A 12,244-nucleotide genomic window follows, 5' to 3' on the forward strand; every position below is an offset into this window, starting at 1 on the left:
ACCCACTCATGTCCGCTCTGACCTTCGAAGAACTGGCCGCGCTGATGAAGAAGGGCGCGGGCCTCACCGTCGATCCCGCCGACATGGCGAGCCGGCCCGACGCCGGCTTCGACGAGTTCGGCCTCGACTCGCTCGGCCTGCTCGGCATCGTAGGCGAGCTGGAGAACCGGCACGGCCGTCCCCTGCCCGCCGACGCGGACCGGTGCAAGACCCCGCAGGAGTTCCTCGACCTCGTCAACAACACCCTCATGACTGGAGCCTGAAGTGTCCGGACACACCGAGAACGAGATCACCGTCAACGCCCCGCTGGACCTCGTCTGGGACATGACCAACGACCTCGAGAGCTGGCCTCAGCTGTTCAGCGAGTACGCGTCGGTCGAAGTCCTCTCCCGGGAGGGCGACACGACGACGTTCCGTCTGACCATGCACCCCGACGAGAACGGCAAGGTCTGGAGCTGGGTCTCGGAGCGCACGACCGACCGCAAGGGCCTCACGGTGCAGGCCCGTCGCGTCGAGACCGGCCCCTTCCAGCGCATGGACATCCGCTGGGAGTACTCCAAGGTCCCCGGTGGCACCCGGATGCACTGGACGCAGGACTTCGCGATGAAGCCCGACGCCCCGGTCGACGACGCCTGGATGACCGACAACATCAACCGCAACTCCCGGGTCCAGCTGGGACTCATCCGGGACAAGATCGAGCAGCGTGACCGCGACGGCCGCAGCGCCGCGGTCCCGTCCAACTGAGTCCGGGCAAGGAAAGGGAGCACACCGATGCACCAAGCCCTGATCGTCGCCCGGATGGCGCCGGAGTCGGCCGCGGACATCGCCGAGCTGTTCGCCGCCTCCGACACCGGCGAACTGCCGCACCTGGTCGGCGTCACCCGGCGCAGACTCTTCCAGTTCGGCGATGTGTATCTGCATCTGATCGAGTCCGAGAAGCCGCCGGGACCCGAGATCGCGAAGGTGACGGAGCATCCGGCCTTCCGGGACATCAGCGACCGGCTCTCGGCCTTCGTCAGCCCGTACGACCCGGAGACCTGGCGGAGCCCGAAGGACGCGATGGCCCGCGAGTTCTACCGGTGGGACCGCGACGGCACCTCCTGAGAGAACCCCGTGGCGACAGACCATCGCCCCGGGTCCGGCTCTGAGCCGGACCCGGGGCGATGTTGTCGTATCCGGTCCGACTCACCCGGGCACGGCGCATTCGAAAGCGTGGAGATACGGGTTGACCGGCCGGATGTCACCGAGGACCAGACCCGACTGCGTGATTCTCTCCACGAGGCTCGCCTTGGAGTGCTTCGCGCCACCGACGTTGAGCAGCAGCAGCAGATCCATGGCCGTGGTGAACTTCATCGAAGCGGTGTCGTCGACGAGGTTCTCGATGACCACGACCCTGGCCCCCGGCCGCGCGGCCGCGACGATGTTCCGCAGAGTCCTGCGGGTGCTCTCGTCGTCCCACTCCAGGATGTTCTTGATGATGTAGAGATCGGCGTCGACCGGGATGTCCTCGCGGCAGTCCCCGGGCACGATGCGCACCCTCTGGGCCAGCGCGCCTCCGGTACGCAGCCGGGGGTCCGCCTTCGCCACCACGTCGGGCAGATCGAGCAGGGTGCCCCGCACGGCCGGGTGCTTCTCCAGCAGACTAGCCAGCACATGCCCCTGGCCGCCGCCGATGTCCGCGACCACCGAGACCCCGGTGAGGTCGAGGAGCCCGGCGACATCCAGCGCCGACTGCATGCTGGATGTGGTCATGGCCCGGTTGAAGACATGGGCCGACTCGTGCGCGTCCTGGTGCAGGTAGTCGAAGAACCCCTTGCCGTACATCTCGTGGAAGACGCTCGCGCCGGACCGCACCGCCTCGTCGAGGCGCGGCCAGGCGTCCCAGGTCCACGGCTCCGTGCACCACAGGGCGATGTACCGCAGGCTGTTCGGATCGTCCTCGCGCAGCATCCGGGACATGTCCGTGTGGGCGAACGTCCCGTTCTCGGTCTCGACGAAGATGCCGTAGCAGGACAGGGCGCGCAGCAGCCGGCGCAGCGGCTGCGGCTCGGAGTTCACCGCGGCTGCGAGCTCCTCGGCAGTGGCCGGCGTGTCACCGAGCGCGTCGGCCACGCCCAGCCGGGCCGCCGCACGTACCGCAGCCGCGCAGGCCGCCCCGAAGACGAGCTCCCGCAGACGCATGGCCGGCTGCGGAGTGGCCGCAGGGGCGGACGCGACGGTGGAGGTGGGACTTACGGTCGCCATACCGCCTCGATTCTCCTGGTGAAGGGGACCACCGGTCAGCACATCCCTGCGGGTTCGGAAGCCAGGCACCTGTTGCGGAGGAATGTGTTGCCCGTTCCGCTGCCCCGGTTGGCCAGGTCGGCCGGCTTGTTGCCCTGTACGCGGTTGTCCCTGACGACGTTGTCGGTGTTGGAGGCGCCCACGAAGCTCTGGAAGAGCACGATTCCGCCCGACAGCGGCGAGGCGCCGACGTTGTCCGCGATCCTGTTGGAGCGGACGACGGTGGCCTCGGAACCGGTGAGGACGATGCCGGAGCCCTGGAGGAACGGGAGACGGGGGTTGCCCGGGCAGAACTTGTTGTTCTTGTAGATGTCGTTGTTGCGGATGGTCATCGCCCCGGCCGCGGGCTTCGACTCGTCGCCCACGACGAACACGCCGGCACAGTTCGCCGTCATGTCGTTGCCGCGGACGGTGAGGTTTCTGACCCGCCTGAGCGTGACTCCGATCCGGTTCCCCGACAGCCGGTTGCCCGCGATCACAGCCCCCCGGGTGTCGGTCGCTCCGCCTTCCCGGTCGACCGTGTTCGCGATGAAGATGCCGGCATCGCCGTTGTCCCGGGCGGTGTTGTTACGGAACACCCCACGGGTGGATCGCTCCTGGGCGATGCCCCAGGTGCCGTTCTTCTCGGCCGTCACCTGCTGGACGCTGAGCCGGTCGGTACGGGAGGCCCAGATGGCGTTCTTCTTGAAGCCCGAGAGGGTCAGCGAACGGATGCTGACGCCGGCGACGTCCGTGGTGGCCGTCCCCAGCACACAGATGCCGTTGCCGGCCGCCGCGCAGGCGTTCGCCGCCCGCGTGGCCGCCGGCGCCGGCACGATCACCGTCCTCGGACCCCACCCGCGCAGGGTCAGGCCCGGTTTGGTGACAAGGACGCTCTCTCGGTAGGTGCCGGGTGAGATGACAATGCTGTCCCCCGGCTTGGCGGCATCCACCGCTTCCTGGATCGAATCGCCCGGATTCACCGCGTGTCTGGCCGCGCCGGCGGATGGCGCAGCCGCGCCAAGTCCGGAGACCATGACGACTGCGATGCATGCGAGGCACGTGATCTGTCGTTTCGTCATGAGCCGAAGCTATGGGCGATCATCGCCACTCGCCACATGGGGTGAGCGTATGGATACATCCTGTGCGCGACCGGGTTCTTTTCGCCGTCACACGTTCCGGGCGCGCCGTTCTCGGTGACACTCTCTGAACTCTTGCGGTCCGCTCGGTGAAGCATCCCGATTTCGATTCGAACAGTTGCTGGGCGCGGCTAGTCTCGCCGTCCGTGAAACACATACAAAGAGCAGCCGGGCTCGGCCTTGTGCTGCTGTTCTTCGCGTTCGGATACGGCGTGCAGCCCGCGTCGGCGCATGTGTCGCCGCAGCACGCCGAGCTTGTCGTCGCCACCCATGACGACGTCACCAGCGGTCGGCTGATCGTTCACCACGACGTGGTGTCGCCGCAGAACGCGGGCGCCTGGGCGTCCCGGCTGCTGACGGCGGGCTGCGCCGCCAACGGCTCGGGTGTCGCCGGCGACAGCGGCGGCGTCCCCGGCGGTGTCGTGGTCGAGCTCGCCTGGAGCTGCCACGTCGACCGGCTCGACCTGAGCGGGATGCTGCGGCAGGCGGGACTCACCCAGGTGGTCGTCGAGTTCGACGGCACCACGGTCAACGCCGACGCGGCCCGGCCGGTCGTCGACGCGACCGGCGCCCACGCGGCCCCCGGCTTCCCGTGGACCGCCCTGGTCCTGGGCCTCGTACTCGCCGCCGTCCTGCTCACCGCCCTGTGGCGGATCCGCACCGGCCGCCTCCGGCCGCCCCGGTCGGCCCAGGCGCCGCGTTCGCGCCGCCGCCCGCTGAAGCTCGCCGCCGTCGGCGTCGTGGCGCTGTCCTTCCTGGCGCCGCAGACGGCGATCGCCGAGGAGACCGCGGCGACGGTCGCCGTCACGGGCACCGTCTTCCAGGACGCCAACCGCAACGGCAAGCGGGACAAGGGTGAGCGTCCGATGCCGGGCGTCGACGTCACGGACGGCGCGGTCTGGACGACCACCGGCGCCGACGGCTCGTACACCCTTGGCATCGACCCGGCCCGGCGCGAGACCGACCTGATCAGCATCGTCTCGCCCGACGGATACACGCCCGTACTGCGCGCGGACTACATTCCGCAGTACTTCAAGAAGGTCTCCGAGGCCGGCGGTGCGGGTATCGACTTCGCGCTCGTACGGGACCGGAACGCGGCGAACCCCACCGAGAAGTGGATCATGAATTCCGACCCCGAGGTCGGAAACCGCACGGACGCCGAGGCCCGCTCCGTCCTGCCTCAGTGGACCGGCCAGGTTCAGGCGATGTCCGAGGCCGACGGCGCGACCATGCAGATCGCGACCGGCGACCTGACAGTCACCGACTACGCGGAGGAGCCCCGCCGGCAGGGGGCGTACGACCTCTTCAGCAAGGGCCTGACCGACGGGAAGCTGGGCCACCCCTTCTACCCGGTGGTCGGCAACCACGACATGGGAGGCACCGCCACCTCGAAGGGGTACGGCGGCAGCCTGGAGTACTACCGCCGCAACCTCGGCCCCGAGTGGTACAGCTTCGACCGCAACGGCCGGCACATCGTCGTCCTGGAGGACAACTACGACGCCGCCGGGCTGAAGCCGCAGCTGGAGTGGTTGCGCGAGGACCTCGAGCGCCACGCCGCCGGCAAGCAGGTGCTCGTCTTCGCCCATCGCTCCCTGTTCACCCAGTGGGGCCCCGGCACGGGCATGCAGCCGACCGTCGACGAGCTGTCCAAGTACGACGTACGGATGTTCGCGGCCGGCCACAACCAGCAGGCCGAGTTCCGCCGCGGCGCCTTCGACCGTTCGGTGGAGGTCAACAACCAGGGCACCTACGGCATCGACGGCGCCCACCCGGACTACAAGATCCTCGACTTCAAGGAGATCACCGACAACCCCCGTACCTCGCGCAACGAGGACAGCGGCTACGTCAAGGGCACCCACCGGCAGTTCGACGTCGACGACGACGCCGCGCTGGTGAGTCCCGCGGCGGGCAGCGTGCACGGCGCCGGAGCCGGCGTCCCGGTGGAGCTGTACGCCGAGGACGACGGCCGCACGCCGGCCACGGCCTCGCTGACCGTCCGCGACGCCCGCGGCCGCACCGTCCGGCGCGAGAGTCACCTGAGATTCGGTACGGAGGTGTCCGGGCCCGGCATCGAGAACTGCTACACGCCGCCGGGCGGCAAACCGGAGCCCTGCCCGGACGCCCGGATCTCCTGGACCCGGGTCAGCGACCGGCTGCACGGCCTGCGGCCCGGCAGCTACACGGCCGAGATGACCGCGTACGACACCAGGGGCACGAAGTGGCCCGCCATCAAGAACACCTTCACGGTGGTGCCCGACCGCGAACTGACAACCCCGCGGACCGGTCAGGACTGGCTGCGCCAGGGCGGCGACGAGGCAGGACGCTCCGCGAGCGGCGACAACCCCGGCGCCGCGCTCGACCTGAAGTGGGCGCGCAACACCGGTGAGCAGTTCAACCTCAACGGCTCGGTGGTCGCCGGCGACAAGGTGATCGTCTCGTCCCGGGCCTTCGACTCCCCGTACAGCATGATGCTCGCCTACGACATCCGGTCCGGCCGCGAGATCTGGCGCACCTACCTGGACGGTGACGCCGAGTCGGCGCCCACCTTCCATGGCGGGAACGTCTACCTGACCACGGCTGTCGGCCGCATCTACGCGCTCGACGCCAAGGACGGACACATCGCCTGGCAGGCCGTGGAGAACGAGCAGCGGCACGGCAGCACCGTTCGCCGCTACGGCCGGGCAGGCGGCCCGGTCAGCGTCTTCGACATCGCGGGCGAGCAGCGCACGGTGGCCGTCTACCAGAACTGGAACAGGATCGAGTGCCGGGACGCCGGAACCGGCGACCTGCTGGGCGGCTTCGGCGGAGCGACCAACTGGGGCCAGTTCCACAGCACGACGGTGCGCGGGACCGGCTCCAACACCGCCTATCTGCACACCGATTCGAGCAGCACACTGGTCGCGATGGATCTCGCGCGCTGCAGCCAGTTGTGGGTGCAGAGTACTTCCGGCGGCATCGACAGCCACTCCTCCCCGGCGCTCACCGACCCCGACGCGGGCGCGCAGAAGCTGGTGACGATGACGGCGAGCGGAGCTCGCGTGCACGACCCCGCGACGGGTGCCGTGCAGTGGCAGTCCGCGACGGGCGGCAACAGCACCTGCGAGCCCGGCCGGGCTCCGCTGACCAGTCCCGCGGTGTGGGGCGGCATCGCCTACATCGCCGGCCGTGACGGTGTCGTACGCGCCTACGACACCGGGGCGGCAGAGCCGTCCAAGCCGCTCTGGGAGACCAAGGTCGGCTATCTGCCGGGCGAGAGCCCGCTGGACGACACGTGGCGCGTGGCGATGGGCTGCGCCGAAGGGGCCGGATCTCCCGCGATGCACGCGCTGGCCACCAAGTCGCTTCTCTACGCGGGGACATGGGACGGGCGCCTGGTCGTCCTGGACCGTGCCACCGGCGCACGGCTGAGCGAGTACAACCTCGGCGGCGGCGTGACCTCGGCGCTGTCCGTCAGCGGTGACCGGGTGTTCGCCCTCACCGACGACGGCTCGGTCCACGCGCTGGCCGCGCGCCGTCTGCGCGGTCACGGCGGCTGAGCCACCCGGCGGGCTGCCTTCCTCCCACGGGGGGCGGCAGCCCGCCTTTCCACTCCTGACAGGAAGCACCACTGTGCGATCGCTCAACTCGGCACGCTCCAGGGCGGCACGTCTGATCCTCGTCGGCCTGATCGCCGTGCTGACGCTGCTCGGTACGGCCGCCGCCGCTCAGGCGCATCCGTTCGGCACGCCACCGGTGGCCAAGGTCACGTCCGAGGGCCGGGAGGTCGACGTCACCTGGTCCGCCCAGAAGGACGACATCGCTGTCCTGGGCAAGCAGGCCGCCGGGGACGAGGCGGCGTACCTCGGTTCGCACATCAGTGTGGGCCAGAGCGGGCACGCGTGCCGCCTGGACGGCGCCGACACCAGCCAACTCGCCCGCAAAGGCGCGGTGTTGCGCTACCTGTGCCCCGAGCCGGTGGACGACATCGCCCTGACCGTCACCGCGCTGACCGACGTCGACCGGGCCTACCGGACGATCTCGGTCACGGAGTCGGGCGCAGGCGGCCTGCACACGGCGGCCGAGCCGACGCGCACCCTCGCCCTCGCCGCGGGCGGCAGCCCCGCCGCGAGCGCCTCCACGGCGCCGGACAGCGTGTGGACCTCGGACCTCGCGGCGCTGCTGGAGCACCGTGTCGTACTGCCCCTGGCTCTGCTGGTCTGCGCGGCCGTCGGCGCCTTCCACGCGCTGGCGCCCGGCCACGGGAAGTCGCTCGCGGCCGGATACCTCGTCGGCGGCGAGGGCCGGGCACGGGACGCGGTGTGGCTCGGCGCCGTCGTCGCCGTGATGCACACGTTCTCGGTGGCGACGCTCGCGGTGGGCTGGTGGCTCGCCGCGGAGAGCGCGCCGGACATCGCCGCGCTGACGGGCTGGCTGCAGCTGATCGCGGCGATGGTCGTGGTGGCGGTGGGGGTGGGCCTGCTACGGCGCCATCTGCGCAACCGCAGCCACGGTCATCATCACCACAACGACCATGACCACGACGGTCACCACGGGCACAGCCACCACATCCCGACGACCACGTCCCTGCTCACCTGGCGCGGCATCGTGCTCCTCGGCACATCCGGCGGCCTGCTGCCCTCCCCGTCGGCGTTCCTCGTTCTCCTCACCGGCCTGCTCACCGGACGCGTCGGCACCGCGGCCGCGATGGTCGCGGCCTTCGGCGTCGGCATGGCGCTGACCCTGACGGGCGTCGGCCTGATCGTGCTGCGCGGCCGCGACGCCCTGCTCGCCCGCGCCGCCGGCTCACCGACCCTGCGCACGTGGAGCCGGCGCGTCCCGATCGTCGCCGCCTCCGCGGTCGTCGCGGGTGGCACGGTGGCCTCGGCGCTGGCGGCGGGGCGGGTTCTGGCTCCGTAGCGGCCGGTCGCGAAACATACTTGGCCGCGGCGCGTCGGGCCGGGATCACTACCGCCGCGGTTGCGGGCCACGAGGGCAAGCCGCGCGGACCAGCGCTGTACGAGACGGCCACGCGTGCCGGATTCAGAATTCAGTCTCTCGTCAGGCCGCTTCGGCAGGGACCCGTCCGGCTTGGATGGCGTCGACCAGGGCCTGGTGGTCATTCTCGTTCTGGTCCGCGTACAGCTCGGCGAACGTCGCCAGCGCGCGGTCGAATACGTCACCGCCGCCCAGGTACGCGGCAATGGCGATCCGGTCACCCGACCTGGCGTGGGCGCGGGCCAGTGTGGCACCGCACAGCTGCCCGAACAGGCCCATCCTCTTCGGTGACAGGTTCTCGGCGACAGCGATTCCCTTCCAGTCCCGCAGCTGGCGTACGTAGAAGTCCCGCCGCTTGCCGTCGATGCCCTGGACGCGTTCCCATCCCAGGAAGATGTCACTGGTGGCCTGCATGAGCCGTTGGCCGGCGACGACGCGCTCGCCCTGCGTGGCGAATGTGCTGCCACCGACGTAGGGCGCCAGAACCGACTCGTCGGCTTCCTTGGCCTGGAGGAAGAGGGGATCCTCGTTGTCCTTGCCGAGCAGCAGGATGATCCAGCAGCGGGTTCCCACACTGCCCACGCCGACGACCTTGCGCGCGATGTCGGCGAGGCGGTAGCTCTCCAGCAGGAACCGGCGGTCCGTCTGCAGGGTCTGGCCGTAGCGCTCGATCAGTCGGCTGATCTCCTTCTCCAGCGCGCCGCGTTCGGTGTCCGGCAGCAGATCCTGGAGCCGTACCAGCAGCGGTGGATCGGGAGCGATCTGACGCCTTCCGTCGATGACGTGCGTGAGCTTGTCGAAGACCTGCAGGGTGTCATGAGCACGGGCCCGCTCCCGGGTTTTTTCCCAGCGATCGAGCACCCCGCCGCTCAGCACCGGGGCGAACTGCTGCTGCAGCTCGTCCGCGTCGAAGCGGGTGTACCAGACGTCGAGATTGCTCAGTCCGGCGAAGCTCCGCATCCGCTCACGGTAGGACTGCACGGCCGCCCGCACCACCGTCGCCCGCTCCTTGGAGCTGAAGCCGTTCGCCCGGCCCGCGATGACGAGGCTGGCCGACAGCCGTTTGACGTCCCATTCCCACGGTCCGGGCAGTGTCTCGTCAAAGTCGTTGATGTCGAACATCAGGCGGCGTTCCGGCGAGGCCAGCAACCGGAAGTTCAGCATGTGCGCGTCGCCGCAGCACTGCACCCTGATCCCGCTGCGCGGCGTCTCCGCGAGGTCCGCGGCCATGATGCTGGCGGCCCCGCGGTAGAAGCGGAACGGCGCCTCACTCATCCTGCCGTAGCGGATCGGTACGAGTTCCGGCACCCGCGTCGCGGACTGCTTCTCGATGATGTCCACCGGGTCCGTGCGCTTCGGCGGGGGCCTGAACTCGGCGTGGCTGGACCGGGGTGCGTCGGATCGCGCGGCCTTGCCGCGGGCGAACCGCTCCTGCGGGGTGAGGTGCCGTGTCTCGTCGCCGGAGAGGTGGTTCTCGGTCATTGCGGACGCTCCACGATTTAGTGGCCGACGCGCAGGGCGTTGGCGAGCCCCATCAGGGACGGATTGACCGCTCCAATGCTCGGTGCAGCCCCTGTCTCTCGAGGTCGTCGCTCAGCCGCCGGGCGCTTGTGGGTTCCTCGCTCGGATCCTCGCCGTGCCGACCACGCACGAGGCAGCCCCTGTCCTCGGAGCGAGCATTCGGCGGTCCCGACGGGTTAAATTGTCATATTGATCTCTATTGACAACGTATCTCCGGATGGTGCTCCGGGCGACTTGGGCCACTCAGCCGCCTCGCCCGACGCCACGGCTACACGTACCACCACCCGGGTGGGCCGGCGTCATGAGCCGTTGGCCGGGATGCGAGGTGGTTCCCCCCGTCGGATGGTGGAGTCATGAACCATCACCACCACCAGTCCCAGCGGACGATCGAGATCGACACCCGGCTCGTCACAACCGGTGCCGTGCTCACCGCAGTCGGTGCCATCGTGGCGTGCTCCGGCATGGCCATCGCGGCCTTCGCCGTGCTCACGGCAGGTCGGCGCATGATCCGCGACATGGACGTGCCCCCCGCCCAGCAGGCGGCCATGAAGTGGCAGCAGGCCAAGGACGCGTCCCGAGCGGGCATGCAGGCGTGGCAGTCCGCGTCCGGCGCCCAGAACGGGGCGCCCGCCCGCTAGGGCCTCTCGTTTGGATCTTGCCGGGCTCGCGTGCCCTGGCACGCACGCTCGCCGCGTTGTCGTCGGTCGGCATGGCTCCGCCATGCCTCCCTCCTCCGCCTTGCGATCGCACGCACCCGACCCCGCTCACTCATCCGGCCTGATCCAAACGAAAGACCCTAGGTCCGGCGAAGCCGCTCCACCCACCGGGTCCCCGGCCCGGTGGGTGGAGCGATGCCTCCTGTCAGGGACTACGGGGGTTCTCCGGACCGGATCCGGGTGCTGACTGACGCGTTCCGTAAAGGAGGCGAACGGCGCGTTCATGCGGGACCAGCGGGACTTCCGCAGCGCCGCAGGAGCCGACAGTCCGCCGGAACTGTCCGGCGGTGGATCCGGAGGGCCCGAAGATGAGCAGTGGCGCCTGGACCGGTGTGGCTGTGGCGGGAGTCATCGCCGCGTACGCATTGGGCTCGCGTCGGCTGTCCTCGACGCCGCTCTCGTCGGCGATTGTGTTCGTCGGCTCCGGAATCCTCCTCGGGCCGGCCGTGCTCGACCTCGTCGACCTGGAACACGACGCCGCACCGATCATCACGCTACTCGAAGCCACCCTGACGCTCGTCCTGTTCACCGACGCCATGACGGTCCGCAGACGCGACCTGGCGACCGGCGGCTTTCTGCCCGGCCGTCTGCTGGGCATCGGACTGCCACTGAGTATCGGGCTGGGCTGGCTGCTTGCCTGGCCATTGCTGCCGGGTTTGACGGTGTGGGAGCTCGCACTCGTCGGCGCCCTCCTCGCCCCCACCGACGCCGCCCTCGGAAAGACCGCCATCTCCCATCCCCGGGTCCCGGCGCTCGTACGTCACGGGCTGAATGTCGAAAGCGGCCTGAACGACGGCATGGTGCTCCCGTTCTTCGTCCTGTTCCTGGCAGCCATCCCGGGCACGCATTATTCGGAAGAGGGCGTCGAGGGTGTTTTCTGGCGCGCACTCGTGCTGAGCACCGCGCTGGGTCTGCTGATCGGGTGGCTCGGCGGCCGGCTGCTGCAGTGGTCCCGGGCCAGGGGATGGGTCACCGGGGAGTGGCGGCAGGTCTATGTGCTGGCCGTCGCGGGAGCATCGTACGAACTCGGCGTCCTGACGGACGGCAGCGGCTTCATCGCCGCCTGGGTCGCCGGATTCGCCTTCGGGTTCGCCCTGCGCCGTTACCGGACCGTCGGCGAGAAGGAAGGCCCGTACCGCACGGCCGAGTTCGCCGAGAACCTTGGAGGACTCCTGGCGTCGATCAGCCTTCTGGTCTTCGGGGCGGTGCTGCTCGGCCCTGCGCTGGAGCACCTGAGCTGGCGGATCATCCTGTACGCGGTGCTCAGCCTCACCGTCGTCAGGATGGTGCCGGTGGCCCTGGCGCTCGCCGGGAGCAGGCTGCGGCCGCCCACGGTGGCGTACGTCGGATGGTTCGGGCCACGCGGTCTCGCGTCCGTCGTGCTGGCACTGCTCGTGGTGGAGGAACACGTCCACGGGGTGGAACTGCTGGGCAGCGTGGTCGCGATCACCGTCGGCCTCAGCGTCCTCCTGCACGGCGTCTCGGCCGTAGCCCTCGCCGAGCGGTACGGCCGCTGGCACGAGAAGGCCACGGCCACCGCCCGTGATCTGCGCGAGGGGACACCCGCACCCGAGTCCGCCGGGCGCCACAGGCTCGGTCCCCTCGACCGGCCCGAGACGTAGCCGACCGGGC

At 69.9% G+C, this 12,244-nt stretch carries 10 protein-coding genes; 7 read left to right on the forward strand and 3 right to left on the reverse strand.

Going from position 1 to position 12,244, the window contains the following annotated elements:
• Positions 1–8: 8 nt before the first annotated feature.
• The 3 genes from SLUN_RS31285 to SLUN_RS31295 are packed head-to-tail and all read left to right on the forward strand — an operon-like array spanning position 9 to position 1,104.
• Positions 9–263 carry an acyl carrier protein gene (locus SLUN_RS31285; RefSeq protein ID WP_108153310.1) on the forward strand — a complete coding sequence of 85 codons (255 nt, stop codon included), beginning with the start codon at positions 9–11 and terminating at the stop codon, positions 261–263.
• A gap of 1 nt (position 264) precedes the next feature.
• On the forward strand, positions 265–744 hold the full coding sequence (locus tag SLUN_RS31290; RefSeq protein ID WP_108153311.1) for an SRPBCC family protein: 480 nt from the start codon (positions 265–267) through the stop codon (positions 742–744).
• A 27-nt stretch (positions 745–771) separates the two neighbouring features.
• Entirely contained in the window at positions 772–1,104 is a 333-nt protein-coding gene (locus tag SLUN_RS31295) for a TcmI family type II polyketide cyclase (protein WP_108153312.1), read from the forward strand.
• Positions 1,105–1,185: 81 nt separating this feature from the next.
• Here the strand turns inward: SLUN_RS31295 and SLUN_RS31300 are convergent, their stop codons facing one another.
• Entirely contained in the window at positions 1,186–2,244 is a 1,059-nt protein-coding gene (locus tag SLUN_RS31300) for a methyltransferase (RefSeq protein ID WP_108153313.1), read from the reverse strand.
• A gap of 35 nt (positions 2,245–2,279) precedes the next feature.
• Positions 2,280–3,344, reverse strand: a complete 1,065-nt coding sequence (locus tag SLUN_RS31305; protein WP_108153314.1) for a right-handed parallel beta-helix repeat-containing protein — start codon at positions 3,342–3,344, stop codon at positions 2,280–2,282.
• A 203-nt stretch (positions 3,345–3,547) separates the two neighbouring features.
• Between SLUN_RS31305 and SLUN_RS31310 the strand changes: the two genes are divergently transcribed.
• Together SLUN_RS31310 and SLUN_RS31315 are read left to right on the forward strand one after the other, a co-directional pair.
• Positions 3,548–6,937: an outer membrane protein assembly factor BamB family protein gene (locus SLUN_RS31310; RefSeq protein ID WP_257153823.1), complete on the forward strand. Its 3,390-nt coding sequence runs from the start codon at positions 3,548–3,550 to the stop codon at positions 6,935–6,937.
• 73 nt (positions 6,938–7,010) lie between these two features.
• On the forward strand, positions 7,011–8,297 hold the full coding sequence (locus SLUN_RS31315) for an urease accessory protein UreH domain-containing protein (protein ID WP_257153824.1): 1,287 nt from the start codon (positions 7,011–7,013) through the stop codon (positions 8,295–8,297).
• 141 nt (positions 8,298–8,438) lie between these two features.
• On the opposite strand, the gene SLUN_RS31320 is transcribed toward SLUN_RS31315, so the two are convergent.
• Complete coding sequence (locus SLUN_RS31320) at positions 8,439–9,857, reverse strand: DUF2252 domain-containing protein (protein WP_108153316.1); 1,419 nt, start codon at positions 9,855–9,857, stop codon at positions 8,439–8,441.
• A gap of 392 nt (positions 9,858–10,249) precedes the next feature.
• Between SLUN_RS31320 and SLUN_RS31325 the strand changes: the two genes are divergently transcribed.
• Positions 10,250–10,534: a hypothetical protein gene (locus SLUN_RS31325; RefSeq protein WP_108153317.1), complete on the forward strand. Its 285-nt coding sequence runs from the start codon at positions 10,250–10,252 to the stop codon at positions 10,532–10,534.
• A gap of 386 nt (positions 10,535–10,920) precedes the next feature.
• Complete coding sequence (locus tag SLUN_RS31330; RefSeq protein ID WP_108155041.1) at positions 10,921–12,234, forward strand: cation:proton antiporter; 1,314 nt, start codon at positions 10,921–10,923, stop codon at positions 12,232–12,234.
• The last annotated feature ends 10 nt before the right edge of the window (positions 12,235–12,244 follow it).

The sequence above is a fragment of the Streptomyces lunaelactis genome, from assembly GCF_003054555.1.
Classification (GTDB): domain Bacteria; phylum Actinomycetota; class Actinomycetes; order Streptomycetales; family Streptomycetaceae; genus Streptomyces; species Streptomyces lunaelactis.

What these genes read in the sequence shown, in the direction of transcription:
- SLUN_RS31285 (WP_108153310.1), top strand. Translation starts at nt 9, where the DNA reads ATGTCCGCTCTGACCTTCGAAGAACTGGCCGCGCTGATGAAGAAGGGC.
- SLUN_RS31295 (WP_108153312.1), top strand. Translation starts at nt 772, where the DNA reads ATGCACCAAGCCCTGATCGTCGCCCGGATGGCGCCGGAGTCGGCCGCG.
- SLUN_RS31300 (WP_108153313.1), bottom strand. Translation starts at nt 2,244, where the DNA reads ATGGCGACCGTAAGTCCCACCTCCACCGTCGCGTCCGCCCCTGCGGCC.
- SLUN_RS31305 (WP_108153314.1), bottom strand. Translation starts at nt 3,344, where the DNA reads ATGACGAAACGACAGATCACGTGCCTCGCATGCATCGCAGTCGTCATG.
- SLUN_RS31320 (WP_108153316.1), bottom strand. Translation starts at nt 9,857, where the DNA reads ATGACCGAGAACCACCTCTCCGGCGACGAGACACGGCACCTCACCCCG.
- SLUN_RS31325 (WP_108153317.1), top strand. Translation starts at nt 10,250, where the DNA reads ATGAACCATCACCACCACCAGTCCCAGCGGACGATCGAGATCGACACC.
- SLUN_RS31330 (WP_108155041.1), top strand. Translation starts at nt 10,921, where the DNA reads ATGAGCAGTGGCGCCTGGACCGGTGTGGCTGTGGCGGGAGTCATCGCC.